The sequence below is a fragment of the Acaryochloris sp. 'Moss Beach' genome (assembly GCF_021497025.1).
Taxonomy (GTDB): domain Bacteria; phylum Cyanobacteriota; class Cyanobacteriia; order Thermosynechococcales; family Thermosynechococcaceae; genus Acaryochloris; species Acaryochloris marina_A.
This window is the reverse complement of the sequence record NZ_CP071717.1, coordinates 4,112,900-4,130,878: the sequence shown is the minus strand read 5'-3', so window position 1 is coordinate 4,130,878 and position 17,979 is coordinate 4,112,900. Positions and strand designations below refer to the sequence as shown.

The following is a 17,979-nucleotide window of genomic DNA, read 5'->3' as shown; positions in this document are numbered from 1 at the left end:
AAATCGGTTCTAACTCATCCCTAGGAGGATCAACTTTTTGGCTAAGCAAGATGCGATTGAAATGGAAGGTACGGTCACAGAATCGTTACCGAATGCCATGTTTCGCGTGGACCTAGATAACGGGTTTAATGTTCTAGCCCATATCTCTGGCAAGATTCGGCGAAACTACATCAAAATTTTGCCCGGTGATCGTGTCAAGGTAGAGCTGACTCCCTACGACCTCACCAAAGGACGGATTACCTACCGCTTACGCAAAAAGTAACCCTAACGCTTCCAGGCTCATTGATCGAGATGCATTTGAGTTGCGATCGCAACTTTGTCCATTGTTATGGTGTCCATTGATACGCTGAAAGCGCAGCTACAAGACGGCGTTTTATCTTCGGTTGAGTATCGCCTTGGCGCCCCCCTTGATTTACTGGATGCTCCAACCTCCAAATCTTTAGCAACCCAGGCTTGGCCAGGTCGACAGTTGAAGTTCTGTGTGTCCGACCTGCCCCAACCAAGACAAACCCTGGCTGTTCGCCTTTGCGAAGATGACTATCCCGGTTGGCTTGGACCTCAGGCACTCACTACACTCGAACCTGCAGCCCAGTCCTATCAAGCCTCCTCTCTCACCCGTGATCAAATTTCGTCTCGGCTGCAATATGTGATTGCCTTTATGTTGGCAGCCATGGACCAACCCAATCAGTATTTATGGGGAGGCACCATCGGTCCTAACTTTGACTGCTCAGGACTCATGCAGCGAGCCTTTGCAGAACAAGGCATTTGGCTGCCCCGAGACGCCTATCAACAGGAAGCCTTTACCCAAACCCTTACGAACCCGGGTTCTGAAGTCCAAGACTTTGCCCAGATTTTGCAAGCGGGTGATTTAATCTTTTTTGGTCCCGTGGAAAAAGCGAATCATGTAGCGTTATACCTGGGCGACGGCAAGTATATTCATAGTTCCGGTACGGAGCAAGGCCGCAACGGCATCGGCATTGACTTACTTTCCCCTGAGGGAGATGCCGTCACCCAAGCTTACTATGGTCAGATCCATGGCGCAGGCCGGATCATCAAGAGCTATCAGCCCCAAACGCCCCTAACCTAAAGGCAAATCCGGTGGTTACCCCCTGTATCTGTTTAATCATCGAGATTTTTTGATAGGTCACCCCATCCATCTGGGCTCAATAAGAACATAATCATTTTGAGGCCATGGGCTGGGATGTCTCCCACTCAATATCGCATTTTAGGGCTGGTTGGTCAGGGCCAATTTGGTCGAGTGCTTTGTGCTCGCGATCGCAACACTGGATCATTAGTGGCCCTCAAAGTACTCAACAAACGAGAGCTTCCGACTCGCTTTTTTCTGCGGGAGTTGCGGTTACTCGCCAGTTTGCAACATCCCAACATTGTCTCGGTTCAGACCATTACCTACACCGCCACAGAACGGTATTTGGTCATGGACTATTGCGAGGGTGGCACCTTACGAGATTTACTCATACATCCCGTACACCTCAGCTTTCAGCAACGGTTGCAGCTCATCATCGATGTGCTCAAAGGGTTGGAATATGCCCACCAGAACGACATCATTCACTGCGACCTCAAACCAGAAAATATCTTACTCACCCATACCGAGAATGGGACAACCGCTAGAATCACCGATTTTGGTATAGCTCGATTAGCCGAAGAAGCAGGATTTGGTGTCTTAGGTCAGGGAGACACTGGATCTCCAGCCTATATGGCACCCGAACGATTTTACAGTCAACATTCCTACGCCTCGGATCTCTATGCGGTCGGCGTCATGCTGTATGAGTTATTAATGAACAAACGTCCCTTCATCGGACTGCCTGGCGAACTGATGACCGCCCATCTGAATGAAGCCGCTCAGATTCCTCAGGATGTTCCCTTTCTACTGCGTTCAGTTCTCAAAACTGCTCTGCAAAAACTCCCTCAGAAACGTTTTAAGAGCGCAACGGACATGCTCAATGCCGTCGTGCTTGCTGCAGATATTTTAGCGTCAGAGGATCCTAACTGTACCCTTGCTCCTAGCCAGCGATGGCCAGAGAATCCTGACTTGCTCAATATTCAACAAGAGCAATATCCGAGTCCTATCCACTGTCTACACATACAGGACCATCAAGTTTACTTAGGTAGCCACAACAAGGTCATTTGCCGATCCTATTCCACGGATTTTCCAGCACCGGGTCCATTTCAAAAGCAGCAGTGGCAGTTCGCACTACCGGTCACGGACTTATTCTGGGGAGGTGGCCAAGCCTGGGTCCGTACCATCCAGGGCAACACCTTCAAACAACCCTCTCGCCTACATCCCTTATCCCTGAAAAATACAGTAGATTCCCAACCCTGCGATCTACCCACCATCGAAAACCTCTCAGGTATTGATTGGGGGCAGAACAACAAAATTGGCTGGCGACCCGAACAGAACTGGCTGGCCATTGCCTGCGGCCAGCAATCCTTCGAGGCTGTTCAAGGAGCTGAACTAGGCAGTCAAGCTCTATTACAAATTTTCCAATGGCCCCAGATGCAGCCCATCCACCAGCCTGTTTTGATTCGTAAACCCAACTGGCTATTTGTATTGGACTCCCGTTTTGGTGTCGCCATTTCCGTAGACGAGGACCAAAGTCATTTTCAGGGATTTACTCGCAAAGGCAACAGCTTCCAACCCTTTTCGGTTCCCATCCCCCTGCAACAGATTACTCAAAGTGTTGCCAACCCCTATCGATTATTGGCCGTGAGCAAGCAGGATCCTCAGACTGCCTTCTTAATTGATTTAAAACCTTGGCGACTCACGAAACTATCTTTAGCACTTCAACCAGAACAAATTCTTGCCACCCCTTGGGGATATGTGTTGTTAGCAACCCATCAAGTTCTAGTCCTTAGCCATAATGGACATCCCTTAAGCCACTTCCAGTTGCCGATAGGCGCCAACGAAAAGATCGCAGTTTGTGCCGGGGCTGGGCAAGGATTCATGGTCGGCACCTGGTCAGAACAATCTGCAACCCTTTATACCGTCGATGTGCATTCACACCTCACCGAATGGCATCGACAGACAGAAGACCCTTTTCAAGAAACGGCCCACAACAAAACAGCCTAAACCCAAAAGCCTTTCAGTAGAAACTAGATAGCGGAATAGGGCGACAATCAACGTTTTCTCCTGAATAATAAGGAGCGACACCTAATCTGCCTGAGCAGAGTCATATATTGCGATTGTTCATACCTCTTTTACCTTCAAAGAGAGCTAGGCATGGTCTCTAGATCTCCGCAGGATTGCATTGATTCGCCACTTCTCTAGCTTTTGATGGTGACTCCGTCAAGGTTACGGTTACTCATGTCTCGCAAACCATAGCTCGGAGCTATCGTTTAGAGAACCATCGCGAAACCAAAATAATCTTTTCGGCTAACTTAGCCAACATTGCTTTAGGCAAAAAGCCAGTTCTGTCAGAAGATCTGCAACAGTAAGCAAGATGAAAGATGAGGACTGACAGGTTAGCACCGAGTAATCGTATCGTTAGGTAGCCGATCGTTATAGCTCAGAAGCTGGGGATGGCAACTCTACCCAAAAGTTCCCCAAGCCATCCATAAACCTTACATACAATCCTGCTAGCTACCCACTTCAGACCTGAGCCATAGCAAGATCCGACCGATCACACTTCTTCTGAACAGCTAGAACCACTAGCACCCCAATCTATGGACCAAAAAGGTATTCACTGCCCTGAGCTGTGACAAAAGCTACAATCCTCTCCCTAAGGTAGCTATAGAGATTTATTTATGGATGCACACATCATAGCCATCAGTATTACCACTGAGATTTTATTTTTTTTATACCTACGGATTCAAATACTTCTTTCCATCTTTTATCCGTTATTGAATCTTCTCTGTATATATACTGACCTCAAAAAAATAGGCTTATTTAAGTAGCTATAAATTAAAGCACAAAATCCGTTGACTTAAAAAATATATAAAAGCTTAGATATTCATTAATACATCAACCACGACAAGAGAATTAATCCTTTACTAGAAAAGCTTTTATGACTTTTACTAGCATAGACAACTTATGCCAACGTTCTCTATAAAAGCTTTTTACTGAGGTAGAATAATTTTCAAACATTCAACAAATACCAACAATCAATTCGACCTCTTCACTATCCAGAATTAGGTGTCATCCCGGATTCCAAAAAGGGCATACTGAATCTAGACTGATAAATAAGTTAATAACCCCTGGGTGAACTGATAATTCTGTAAGGCGTTGCTTTCAATCCAAAACAGGCTTTTAAAGAAAGGATTAGTCGCCACTTTTCAGCTCACTGGCTTAAGCTCTTAATTCTAAAAATCTCACTTAGAGATGAAGGCAGAGACTGAGCCATAACCCCTAAGTTTTGAGGGTCCAGCTCAAAACCACAGGAAACCAACCCAGCCAATGGCGGGTCAGTTACAACTCATCTCTGCCGGAAGATGTCTATCTTCCTATTGTCCATTACCAAGAACTCAAAGACGACATCATATGACTCAAGATACACCAAAGTCCCCTAGACGACCACGAAAGCTTGGCCCTCTTACCATTGCAGCCTTATTGGCAGGTGGCCTAGTCCAACCTCTTCTTCCAGCCTTCGCCGCCGGAACCGATGCCGGTCAACAAATCAGTAACACAGCTACTGCAACCTACTCAGAAACCAGTGGTGGACCCACCATTGATGCAACATCCAACACGGTTACCGTCACTGTTGCAGAAGTTGCAGGTGTGACCGCAGTTCCCGCCGGCTTCACTGACTTGGATGGTGGTGCTGTTGAAGCAGGTGACACCTTAGAATTTGTATTCGACGTCACAAACGTTGGTAACGCAGCTACCGACGTTTTCATCCCTGGCATTAACAACATTGGCACTGAAAACTTCACTCCAACTGCTGTTGAGATTGTTGATTCTGCAGGTAATCTTATTGCTACTGTTCCTGCAACTGGTGACAATATTACAGATTTACTTGACCAAGCTAGTGCTAATTTACCTCCCCTTGCACCAGATACTGTATTAAAGGTTAGAGTCACAGGTACACCTGCCCCTGGTACACCTGCTGGTGCCGATGTCGGTGTCACCTTGGGTAGTACTGGTCCTGACAACAACAGTCCTAGCACCCAAAACCAACCTGATACAGGAGATGGAGATCCTGCACCTCCAACTATCAATACCAACGCTGGAGATATCCGCACCATAGATGATAACCCAGGTAACGGTGCCCCGGTCAACGGTGAGCGTGAAGCGAGCGCCACGAACAGCATTCCTTTTGCCAGCTCCGTCCGCCCCTTAGCTTTGGCAACTGTAACTAAGGTTGCGTCTAACCTAGCACCAGGTCCAACGGGTAGTGCTAGCGATGATTTGATTACCTATGACTTGGGAATGTCAGTTGCGAGTACATCTCCCAACGCTGCGTTTACTCCAGCTGACCTTGAAGGAACAGCCATCAATGTAACTGGAACCACAGATGACAGCGCACCTCGAATCTTAGTGTCTGATGCAATTCCTGTCGGCACTACACTATCCTCCGTCGACACAGCTAATCTACCAGCCAACTGGCAAGTTGTTTACACAATTACACCTACTTCTACACCAGCAACAGCTGCAACTTGGGTGACAGCTGCACCAACTCTGGACACGGTTACTCGAATTGGTTTTATCTATACCGGTGGAGCAACTTTAGCAAGAGGTAGTGCGTTTAGTCCCTTCCGATTTACGGTTGAAACCACTGATTTACCAAGCACAGGTGGACAGGTTGCTAACATCGCTCAGGTCTTTGGTGAAACCGTTGGCGATACCACTAATGAAGTTGTTTACGATGAGTCGGGTGACAGCAATCCCAACAACTTCAACGATGACAATACTCCACCTGATCCAACAGGTACCGACTATGACCCTACTCCTACCACCGGAGATACAGGTGTAGCTGACCCCGTCACTCAAGGAACAGATACTGGCAACGATAACAGCGGTACTGGCCCCGATGGTGAAGACAACGTTGTTAACATCGGCGATGTTGCTGGTAGTGACGATATCCTTAATGGTCCCGATGGTGTACCTGGTGCCAATGGTCCCACGGATGACAATGATGACTTTACGAACCAGACTACAAACGTTCCTGCTGGTGTAGGTCCAACCGATGGTTTTGACCCTGACCCTGAGGCCTTTGACAACACGGTACAGAATCCTGCTAGCTCTGGCTTTATCTCAAATGTGACTCTGCAGCCTATATCGCCTACTCAGGCTCAAGGGGTGGATGACAGTCTACTAACGGGTCAATATGGGGCTGATGGTGATATTCCTGTTGGCACTGTAGTCACTATTACTGCTACTGATGCTGATGGCGACATTCAGTCGGCTGTCTATACCTATGACGGAACTAACTTTAACCTCACCAGCAGTACAACCGATCCAGCAGGACCAGTTGGTCCATCTGCTGATACCACTCCAGAGCACGTCAATGTGGGTAATTTACCTGCAGGTCAAACTCTAGACTATGACGTCGTAGTAGATCTCCCCAATGGTGTCTTACCGAATGATGAGATTCCTATTCCCATCCTTGCCTTCGCAGATGATAATACTACCACCACGCCTGGATATAATTTCACCGGCCCCGGCACTCCTGAATCAACCACTAACGTCACCATTGAACGACTCTATACCGGCTTCATGAAGTTGACTAAGGAAGTTCAGATTCTGGATGAGAACGGAGTGATTGTCCCGAATGGAGCATGGACTCAGACCCTCCCAAATACTGTAAATGTACTACCTGGTTACCAAATCGAGTACCGAATTACCTACGAGAACATCTCGACTAGTATTTCTGGAAGTGGCAATTCCACTCTAACCGCCTTCGACTTCGAGATTGTTGAAGATGGAAATGCTTCTATCAAAGTTGGTCCACCTGCTGTTAGTAACAACTGGGCCGCCTTTACAGACCACGAACAGAACACCACTGCCGACCAGGGCGCTGTGGAATTCTTCACCAACAGTGGTGACACCACTGCACTAACCACTTCCGACCCCATCGCCGGAACCAAAGTGGACAAGTATGAGAACGAAGTGGGTCAAGTCGACCCCGGCCAAACTGGTCAGTTCCAATTCCGTCGCCGCATCCAGTAATGCGTTGAGTCAGGAAGGGAAGGCAACTTCTACTTCCTGACTCTCTTAACGGTTTCATACTTTTTTCTTACTGCATTTTTTCTGAATTCAAAAGGTTTTCCAATCATGAAACGTCGTCTATCAATCGGTCTCGGTGTCTTAGCAGTAGCCGTCGCCATTCCTTTCGCTAGCAGCACTCCTGTTCTTGCCAATTTGCAGAAAGCAGGCGAAGCCCTAGTCCAGCAAATCCTCCAGCCCAAGGTAAAGATGGTGCTCTCGGCAGAGAAGCAAATCATCACTACTGATGCTGAAGGTAAGCAAGAAATTACTTGGGATGCTGCAGAAGGCAATGTCACCGTCCGTCCTGGTGATGTCCTCCGCTATACCTTGCTGAGCGAGAATGCTGGAGACAAGTCAGCTGCTGAGCTAACCATCAACCAGCCTATTCCGAACAAAACTGCTTTTGTTTTGGACTCTGCTCGCGCCAACGGTGCCAAGCTCACCTACAGCATTGACGGTGGCCAGTCCTATTCTACAAAGCCCATGGTTGAAGTAACTCAGCCCGACGGCACAGTCAAAATGGAACCCGCCCCTGCTGAGGCTTACACCCATGTTCAGTGGGATTATAGTGAATCCCTCAAGCCCATGGCTTCTGTACAAGCTGTCTATGAAGTAGCAGTTCAGTAACGAATTTGGAGCTATGGGTGAATCCCAGCATTCCCTCGGTTCATCCATAGCTCTGGTCAAACTGCCTTAAGCTTTATTATTTTTCAGCAAAAATGCTGTTTTCAGGCTCAAATCGCGGCCTGATAGGGATCCTATACCCAAAAATACTGCATTTACATCTTTTTGAACCTGAAAAACAGTGTTTTTCAACCTTGTAAAGAGTCAGCGATTCTATCCGATTGTTCCAGAGGAGATATCTCCCGTGAGACCACCTCACTTGTCATTCCCCAATCAATCCTTCCCCAGGTGGGCTCGTGCTCTGACCTCAACCTTGGTTTTGAGCAGTTTATTCTCGAGTTCTGCAATATCTTGGGCCCAAACAACGGAGGAAGAAGATTCCAGAGATCTTCTCAATAACACCGCTTCATATTCCTACACCAATCCCAATACTGACACGCTGATTGAAAGCTTCACCAATCCAATCGCTAATGTGTTGGACCCTTCGTTGCTCGACCCTCGTGGACAAGTCTTAGGCTGTGGCGGAGAACCTCTCGCGGACTATACCGGATTTACGGTTGGTCTCTACAATATCGATCCCACCGATCCAACCCAATCGGAACTGGGTAGTTTAGTTTCGCTGACTCGAACGGAAGTTCCTGATCTTCCCAATAATGGTATTCCCCTGGGAATCACCCCCAATGGGTCTAACTTAAATCCGTTCCCCCTTAGCAATGCAGACCAAGGAACCTATAGCTATCTACTAGACCCTAGTCGGGGACAGCTCTCTGTTGGTCAATCTTACATCTTAGTCGTCACACCACCGGACGCGTCCATTTACAATCAGCGCCGAGTTCGTCTGACGATTACATCTATCATACCGACGGGCAACCGTAACTTAGTTACCTATACAGCTACTTCCCTCGATGGTTTGCCCATCGCCGCAGAAGGAGCCATCAACTTTGAAGATACGGTAACCACCATTGGCGATGCTGAGCGCATCTCGTTGCAGTTATTGGCCCTAAACTTCTCTTCCGCCCTATGCCAGACCAATCAGATTCAAATCAGTAAATCTGGGGACCGGGCCAATGCTGCCCCCGGAGATTCAGTGATTTACCGTCTGACCCTGCGCAACCTGTCGGATGGAGAGCTAGACACCATCTCGGTGCAAGATATTTTACCCGCCGGATTTAAGTTACTCCCCAACTCAGTCAGGGGGGCGCTAGACGGAGCAGAAGTTCCCATTACGGTTGAGCAAAACGGCCAAAATCTCACCTTTAGAACCGACGCAGTCATCCCCTTAGAAGGCGTGATCAATGTCGTCTATGCGGCCCAACTCACCCCAGATGCGATTAGAGGCGATGGCAGGAATTCCGCCTCGGTTCTAGGATTCCGAGTGGATAACAACTTAGATGTCCGGGATGGCCCCGTAGTTCACCGCGTACGGGTGAACCCAGGCATTCTTACAGACTGTGGCAATATTTTAGGTCGAGTCTTTGTTGACAAAAACTTTGATGGCGAACAGCAAACGGGAGAACCTGGCGTTCCCAATGCTGTGGTCTGGATGGATGACGGCAATCGCATTACAACCGATGAGAATGGCCTCTTCCATGTCAGATGTGTGTTGCCTGGACCTCGCACCGGCGCTCTGGACCTAACCACATTGCCCGGTTACACCTTGGCACCCAATCTCCAATTTATAGAAAGCAATAGCCCTTCGCGTTTGGTCAAACTCTCTCCCGGTAGCACTGTACGCATGAACTTCGGTGTCACACCTACCTTCCAGGAGGAGTCCAAATAATGAAACATCAACGTTCTTCCCAGTGGATGCAAACTGGACTTCTCGGAATTGTCGCAGGCACCAGTGTTGTCTTAACCCCTACTCTGGCCAATGCCCAAGCCATTGAAGAAGTTAAGCCTGCAGACGAATCAACCCTGAGTGCAGAAAAGCCATCCGTTAGCCAAGCTGAACCAACCTTAAGTGTCGAAAAGCCGTCCATTAACGAAGCTCTTACCCCAGAGCCTGTTATCGAAGAGGTCGTGGCTGATTCTGGCATTGCTGACGAACCTCAGACGGTTAGTGAACCCCAAACAACCGCTAGGGAACCTCAGCCAGTTGCCCCTGAAGCGGAAATAACTCCTGCTGCAGAAGCTGCCCCTGAAAGCCTGGCACAAGAGACACTCCTCGTTGGTGATCAACCCGCTGAAGATGCAGTTACCACTGAAGCTATCCCACAAGAAGCAGTGACAACTGAAGCCATCGCTGAAGAGGCAGCCGCTAAAACACAACCTGCGGTTGCCACACCTCAGCCCCAAACATCCCCCCTTAAGGACACGCCCCAAGTTTCGGATGTGCCTGAGACACCTGCTTCTGCTTCTTCTGAAGCACCTACAACGGCTCAAGCTCCAGCAACTACGCCAGCTTCAGGCATTTCAATTCTGACCCCTGGACCAGGCAGCGTTGTTGATAAACCTTCTGCAACCGTCATTATTGAATTTGGCACGGAGAAAAAAGTTGAGCTACGGGTCAATGGTAAGACTGTTGATAGCGCTCAAGTGGGTCGAACTGAGACCAATTCTGCGACTCAAAAAGTGCGGCAAACCTGGTATGGGGTCATCCTAGACGCAGGCGTCAATACCATTACGGTGAACGAAGTCGGTCAAGAGACCCCCAGTGCCACCATCCAAGTAGAAGTTCCTGGTGAACCTACCCAGATTAAGGTGCGCACAGCTCAAAACAAAGTTCCTGCTGATGGTCGGTCCACGGCTCAGGTCTTGGGTTACTTGCTGGACTCGAATGGTAACCAGTCGAACTGGGATGCGATTGTCACTCTAGAAGCCACATCAGGAAAATTCGTTGGTACCGATAACAAACCCGATGTTCCTGGGTTCCAGGTGGAAGCCATTGATGGTAAATTCACCGCTGACTTACAGTCGAGCATTAGTGCAGGGTTGGTGCGAGTTCGGGCCACTGCTGCCAATATGGAAGGGTTCCATCAGTTTCAGTTTTCCACTCCCATTCGGCCTTCGGCTCTGTTAACCGGGGTTGTAGATGTCCGGATCGGTCGTCGGGGCACCAACTTTTACGACAGCTTCCGCGAGTTCCTACCTGTAGACGGTGACAATGGGTATGAAGTCGATGCTCGTGCCCAAGCCTTTGGTATTACCTCCATTGGCGATTGGTTATTGACCGGTGCCTTTAATAGCGCTCGCCCTCTAAATGAGGACTGCAACGGCGAAACGACCCTGTTCAAAGCCTCTGGGACAGAATGTGATTACAACAATTACGCCACCTACGGGGATAACTCAATCACGGATGTGACGGCTCCGTCCACCGATAACTTATTTGTAAGGTTAGAACGGACCTCACCGGTCCCCGGTGCCGGCAGTGATTACTTCATGTGGGGTGATTACAATACGGAAGAATTTTCTCGGTCCTCTCAGTTATTTACCGCCACCAGCCGCTCTTTACATGGCTTTAAGGGCAATTACAACATCGGTAATCTGCAGCTCACGGCACTGTACGGCAATAACACTGAAGGCTTCCAGCGAGATACCATTGCTCCCGATGGGACTAGCGGATTTTATTTCTTATCTCGACGGTTGCTGATTCCAGGGAGTGAGCAAGTTTACCTAGAGCTGGAAGAACTCAATCGCCCCGGTACTGTATTGAAGCGAGAGCGGTTAAGTCGCGGGGCTGACTATGAAGTAGATTATGATCGCGGTACGTTGAAATTCCAACGCCCGATTCTCCGCACTGATGTCGATGATGATGGCTATGTGCTGGTTCGCCGAATCGTCACCACTTACCAATTTGAAGGCGAAAATGCGGATACCGATACCTTCGGTGGTCGCGCCCAGTATACGTTCTCTCGGAACTTAGATCAGGAAAGCTGGGTGGGGGCCACCTATTTCCGTGAAAATCGCGGTAGCCAAGACTTTGAACTCTATGGTGCTGATGCGTTGGTTTCCTTCGGCAAGGATAACTACCTAGTTGCGGAATATGCTCGTTCTAATAATTCCCTTGATTTCGCCACTCCGGTGAGCGGCAATGCTTATCGAGTTGAAATTGAAGCGAAGCCGACAGATGACATTACCGGTCGAGCTTATTTCAAGCGGGCTGATGTGGGCTTCTCCAACAATGCCACTACTAGCTTTGTTCCTGGTCAAACGCGCTACGGGGCAGAAGTCCTAGCAGCGGTCTCTCGGAATACCAAGCTGCGAGCCAGTTATGACCATGAGGATAATTTTGGCGTTGCGCCTCGTCCGCTTGATCTGTTTGAAGATTTAATCCAACCCGGTTTCTCCGCCACCCCTGGTAATCCCGTCAATAACTCTCTGACTACGATTACGGCAGGGGTTCTCCAGCGGATCGGCGATTCTGAAGTGAGTCTGGACTACGTCCGACGCGATCGCACGGATCGTCTCACGGGCCAGGACATCACCACTGACCAAATTCGCTCTACTGCCCGGATACCGATCACGCGGAAACTGACCTTGCGGGCCTTGAACGAGACCACCTTCTCTTCGGAAATTGATCCCATTTATCCCAACCGCACCTCGGTGGGTCTGGAATATGAGGTTTACCCTGGGGTCACCATTGGTCTGAATAACACCTACCTGACCGGGGGCCAGTTTGATGATGACTTTATTACCAGTCTAGATATCGCCGGACAACATACCTTCTCCACGGATACCACCCTTCGGGGCCAATTCTCCATGATGGGTGACTTGGGCATGGCCGGTTACTTCGGGGTTGAGCAGGGATTGACCATCGCTCCCGGTCTCCGGGCTGATTTCTCCTACGAGCATGTATTTAACACTGCATTGCAACAAACCGCTGCCAGTCAACAGTTTGCCCAACCCTTTGCTTTAGGGTCTGGTGCTTCCGCCTTGGGTTTAACCCCCGGCGATAGCTTTAGCCTCGGTTTAGCCTATACAGACAACCCTGATTTCCAAGCCAATGCTCGTTTTGAGTACAGTGATACCGCTCAGGGCAGCAATACCATCATCACAGCCAATGCCTTAGGTCGAGCCACCCGTGACCTCACGGTTTTGGCCAGCTACCAACAAGCTAGTGCTTCGAACCAAACCCTGGCTGGGTTGGGTACAACCCGAGACTTGAAAGTGGGTGTGGCCTATCGGAATCCCGATAGTGATAAGTTCAACGCCTTACTCCGCTATGAGTATCGCGAGAATCCCTCCACGATTCCTGATACCTTACTATTTGCCAACGGCACCGGCTCCACGGATCATCTGATCTCAGCAGAGGCTATCTATGCCCCCAACTGGCGCTGGGAACTCTACGGCAAGTTTGGCTGGCGACATAGCAAGTCTTACCTGGCTCAGGATTTAATCGGCACTAGCAGCATTTCCTTAGCTCAAATGCGGGCCACCTATCGGATTAGCTACCGTTGGGATATTGGCGGTGAAGTTCGCTGGATTCGCCAAAATAGTACTGGGTTTAACGAGGTGGGCGCTTCTGCGGAAGTCGGTTACTACCTCAATCCCAACTTACGATTGGCGGCTGGATACGCTTTTGGAGATGTGGGAGACCGTGACTTTGGTAACTCTCGCTCTGCCAGCGGTCCTTACTTTGGCGTCACCCTGAAGCTAGACAACAATCTCTTTGATGATTTTGGCTTCGGTGAAAATAAGGTGGCTCCTCCCCAGCAGCAAGAGTCTGCACCGGAGAACGGCCAGGTCCAAGAAGCTTCAAACCCTGCTTCTCCCTCTGAAGCGAACGTTTCCAAGCCTGAAGTTAAGTCTAAGCCTGAAGTTAAAGTCTCCAAGCCTAAGGCTGAACTCGTGGATACCAAGTCTGAACCCGAGGTTGTCGTGGAGCCAGCAGCGTCCCAAACTCAACCCAGTTTTGAAGTCGTCCGATAGCTGAACTACTAAACCTGTCATTCTTCTGAACGACAGGTTTAGTGCTATCTCCGACATCACACCTATTAAATGACATCACACCTATTTAATCCCTACCTAGTTTGTATCCCCAAGAGGTAATAATGAAATCTCGCGGCACGCTCCAATCAACTCCCCGCCTTCCCCATCCATCTTCAGGAATGGCTATTGCCTGGGCTTCCTTAACCTCTTTCCTGGCCATCGCAGGGCTAATCAGTACTTACCAGAATGCCCATGCACAGACCGTTAGAGCGACTACTGCTCCGGTGCAAGTCACGGTTAATAGTCCTTTAGATGGCGAAATTAAGGCCGATGAGGTGGTTACCTTAAGAGAAGCGATCGCAATTACCAACGGCGTGCTCAACAAAGGCGACCTGAGCGAAGCAGAACAGGCTCAAATTGCTCCAAGTACAGATCATAGCCGGATTGATTTTGACTTACCTAGGGACAACACCACGATTCGTCTGCAGGCCCTGCTGCCCACCGTCACTAACCCCGGTCTCTTGATTGATGGCACCAGCCAGGCAGGCTATGCCCTCGCCGAGGGGGATTCCAGTGCCCCGGCACCGGTGGTTGCCCTGACCCCAGCCGAAGATACAGAAGTGTTTCGGGGATTAACCCTCGCAGCGGATAAGGTCCATGTCAGAGCCTTGAGTCTCTATGGATTTACCTCCATCCATCAAACCACTGCTACAACCCCACCTGCGGATATTTTTATTGCCCATCGGCTCCTGCCCTCCAAACGCCTTAAAGAAGATAACCCCCAAGTCACCTATCCCTACGATGACGAGCGGGATCTCCCCCCCCAAGGCATCCTCATTGAGGAGAGCTATTTAGGAATTACGCCCCAAGGCACGGCCCCTACCGGCTCTCGATCCGCCTTTGGGGTCTCCATCTACAACGCCATTGGCACGCGCATTCTCAACAACCAGATTGCCCATCACGACGGTAGCGCCGTGATTACCAGCGTCCGCGCCGAACAAACTGAGATTGCCAACAACATCATTGAACAGAATGGCTTGGCCGGCATGCCTGATGCCATCCGCCTAGAAGGCGATATTGATGGCACCAAAATCCATACCAACCAGATTCAACAGAATGCGGGCAGCGCTGTTTACCTTTTCAAGCCCGAAGGGTCGGTCATGATTGAGAAAAATCTGATCGCCGACAATGGCCAACGATTCCGTCGGGCCGCCATCCTGCTGATGGGTGACAATCACCATGTCGTCAACAACACCATCCAAGACCAACCGGGTCCGGGTGTTGTAATCACCTCCTATCCCACGAGCCAGCGCAACTTTATCCTCGACAATCGATTTGCTAATCTTGACGGCCTCAGCATCGATTTGATTGCTCGCGAAAACCGTTTTCTCGACCGCTTCTCCCGCATCTCCATCAACCGCGTGGACTTAGCGGCTCGATCCAATACTAGAGTGCAAGACTACCAAGTAGGGGATGGTCCAAATCCCTTACGCAATTCAGACCAACGTAAGCGCGATACCGCCAACCGAGGCCTTAATACGCCTCAGTTTCTCAGCTCCGAATTTTATTTAATGGAGGGAGCGGTCAACCTAGATGGGGAAGCCGATCCAGGGACAGAAATTGTGCTGTACAAGGTCATGGAAGAGGGTAAGCAAGGTCCTCTCAATGAGCCAGTGACCATGGTCAAATCCGATGAAGAGGGGCGGTTTGCCATCACTCTCACGGATGCCAATGCAGGTGATCGATTCAGTGCGATCGCAATTCACCCTGACTATGGAACGTCTGAACCGGCCCGCAATGCGATCGTAATAGACCTTAAGTAGCCAAACATAAAACCTAAATTGCTTAATTCCCCTTAACTGAATTATTCACGACGCTTTCGAGAAGTTCTCGAAAGCCATTTGTGTGGAGCCCTACACTAGCCTATTTCAGGCTGCTGTTAGGACTTTCCTCATGAATGCTTATATCAACTGTGAATAATTCTGGTTAAGGCTCGATTTGGGTGGTAGAACGTCTCCATTTTCCTCTGTTAGAATTATGAACCACCTTTATGCAATTGCGAGAAAACTAAATTCTCATCAAAATTTTTCAACATCAAACAAGAATCGAACGTACCTTCGGGTCCCATCTTGGATCACCAAAGTAGCCCTGGCAGGGACAACCCTGGGAATGTTGTGGGTACCCTCTAAAGCTCTGGCAGAAGGTTCCTATCAGCTTGAACTTCGCGATGAAACCAACTCTGTTCCTACTCAATTTCAAGGCTTGCTAGAGTATGATTCGACCTATAGTGGTGCTTCTTCTTCAGGCATCACCCAGAAGGATAGACCATTGTATGTTGACGTTCAGGCTGGAGAAGTTATTAATGTCTCTGCCTGTGGACGGAGTAATGCTGATTCAGTTGAAGTAGAAATTTATTACCATCCTCCCGGAACCTTTAATGAGTTCACGACCCTTCCCCCTCTAGGCACTAAAGTCGCAGATACTGGCTCTGTTGGTAACAATATTTCTTGCACTAGTGATATGAATGGAGTCATTACCAACCCGCTAGTTCGGTATGACTCTGATAGTGCCGCAGGTGGACAAGGGTCTGGTACGTATGAGATCCGCTTATTCAACGCCTCTCAAAACGGGAATAATGGTACGCTGAATCGCTTCGATATCACCCTCACCCCTGACACCACAACAGATCCAGATCCCAGACTCAATCAAGGGCGTCTTTGGACTTATATTTGGGGTTTTCGAGGTAATTCTTTTGGTTCAGCTTCTGCTGCAGACACGAACTATTACGTTCCAGTTCCCGGCGGCTTCCCCAATACCAACTTTGTCTGGCAATTGGACCTGAATAATTTTGCAGGTTTTGCCTACGAGATTATTGCCAATGAGCTGGGGGTGGATTCCCCCAATGCTGCGGGTAACAATGTTGCGGGTTTGAGTGTTCCTATCAGTGGCAACTCTGCCACTCCTCAATATAAAGTCTATCTCAGCTATCCAACCCTCAATATTGGTCCACCCCCCGCCCAATCCCCAGTTATTTCCAATCTACGATTCGAAGACAGTGCTGGGGTTGATTTTACGTTCTCGCCAACGGCAACTCCAGGTGTACAAGATACAGGCTTCTTCAAATTTACCAGTAACGTTGATGGCACCTATGGCATCATCATTGACACAGATGATGGCAATGGCAATGGCCCAGATGGCATCTATGGCCCCGGGGATGTACTCCTGCTAGGCACAACTCAAGCCAATGCGGAGACATCGGTTGAGTGGGATGGTAAGGATGCTAACGGCAATACCCTACCAGTCGGAAACTACAATGCTCAGGTGCAAGTCAGACTGGGTGAATATCATTTTGTGGCAACGGATGCTGAAACCAGCGGAGGTGGCGCACAAAATGGCCTCACGATTTTTCGAGCATCTTCGAATACTAACACCAGTAATACCCTGGTCTATTGGGATGATATTACGGGTCTAGGGAATCCTGCTGGCGCAACCACTACATTACCCAATGGTGCACTCTCCAATACCCCTGCAGGTAAGCACACCTGGGGCAATTTCAGCTCAGGTGGATTTGGAAACCTCCGGCATATCGATACTTATGTTTTCGGCAACAGCAGTAGTAGTACCACGCCATTAGTTATCGAAACGACCGATACACCTGTCACCAATAACCCCAATGTGTTGTTGGTTAAGCGCATTACCCGGGTCAATGGCCTCACCACCAATGGCAGTACCAATCTCAATGTCTATGTTGATGATCCCAACTACCCGTACGATGACAATACCCTCGATAGTCCTGCGCCGACGCCTTTAGATACAGAATATTGGCCAACTCCCAGCACCTATCTACTCGGTGCGACCAATGGGGGTGAAACACGACCGGGAGATGAGATTGAGTACACCATTTATTTCTTATCCACAGGTGATAAAGCCGCAGTAGATGTTCAGTTATGCGATAAAGTCCCCAGCTTTCAGACTTTTATCCCAGACGCTTATAACTCGGTAACCCCAGCTCCCAGCGGTGGTGTAGGGGCTAATCGAGGCATTGCAGTGGAGTATAACGGCACCCCCTTGTCTTATACCAATGATGCAGATGGTGATACTGCGCAGTATTATCCACCTGGTTCAACCCTCCCTGCTGCTTGTGATAATGCCCCTGCCCAAGCAGAAGACAATGGTGCCGTGGTGATCAATTTAGGAAATCTACCTGAATCGACTGCTCCAGGAACACCTACCACTTCCTATGGCGCATTAAAATTCCGGGCTAAGGTAAAGTAGGTCACTAGGACTCCATACCCTGACTGCCTGACAGATCTTCGCCTTCCCCT

At 49.3% G+C, this 17,979-nt stretch carries 9 protein-coding genes; all 9 read left to right on the top strand.

The window, feature by feature from the left end; genetic code table 11:
• The first annotated feature begins 37 nt into the window (after positions 1–37).
• The 9 genes from infA to HRE53_RS19415 all read left to right on the top strand — a co-directional run bounded on the left by infA (position 38) and on the right by HRE53_RS19415 (position 17,929).
• Complete coding sequence (gene infA, locus HRE53_RS19455) at positions 38–262, top strand: translation initiation factor IF-1 (RefSeq protein WP_010469293.1); 225 nt, start codon at positions 38–40, stop codon at positions 260–262.
• 66 nt (positions 263–328) lie between these two features.
• Positions 329–1,087: a C40 family peptidase gene (locus HRE53_RS19450; RefSeq protein WP_235107621.1), complete on the top strand. Its 759-nt coding sequence runs from the start codon at positions 329–331 to the stop codon at positions 1,085–1,087.
• 114 nt (positions 1,088–1,201) lie between these two features.
• A complete protein-coding gene (locus tag HRE53_RS19445) occupies positions 1,202–3,088 on the top strand; it encodes a serine/threonine-protein kinase (RefSeq protein WP_212664898.1) in 1,887 nt (628 codons plus the stop codon).
• Between the two features lie 1,407 nt (positions 3,089–4,495).
• Positions 4,496–7,123, top strand: coding sequence for a hypothetical protein (locus HRE53_RS19440; RefSeq protein ID WP_235107620.1), 2,628 nt, complete (start codon positions 4,496–4,498; stop codon positions 7,121–7,123).
• Between the two features lie 105 nt (positions 7,124–7,228).
• Positions 7,229–7,789, top strand: coding sequence for a hypothetical protein (locus HRE53_RS19435; protein WP_235107619.1), 561 nt, complete (start codon positions 7,229–7,231; stop codon positions 7,787–7,789).
• A 241-nt stretch (positions 7,790–8,030) separates the two neighbouring features.
• Positions 8,031–9,566, top strand: a complete 1,536-nt coding sequence (locus tag HRE53_RS19430; protein ID WP_235107618.1) for a hypothetical protein — start codon at positions 8,031–8,033, stop codon at positions 9,564–9,566.
• The gene (locus HRE53_RS19425; protein WP_235107617.1) at positions 9,566–13,654 is read left to right on the top strand and encodes a TonB-dependent receptor; all 4,089 of its coding nucleotides are present in this window, start codon (positions 9,566–9,568) and stop codon (positions 13,652–13,654) included. Before HRE53_RS19430 ends, HRE53_RS19425 begins: the two co-directional genes overlap by 1 nt.
• A 122-nt stretch (positions 13,655–13,776) precedes the next feature.
• The gene (locus HRE53_RS19420) at positions 13,777–15,477 is read left to right on the top strand and encodes a right-handed parallel beta-helix repeat-containing protein (RefSeq protein ID WP_235107616.1); all 1,701 of its coding nucleotides are present in this window, start codon (positions 13,777–13,779) and stop codon (positions 15,475–15,477) included.
• Positions 15,478–15,823: 346 nt separating this feature from the next.
• Positions 15,824–17,929 carry a hypothetical protein gene (locus HRE53_RS19415; RefSeq protein WP_235107615.1) on the top strand — a complete coding sequence of 702 codons (2,106 nt, stop codon included), beginning with the start codon at positions 15,824–15,826 and terminating at the stop codon, positions 17,927–17,929.
• Positions 17,930–17,979: the final 50 nt, after the last annotated feature.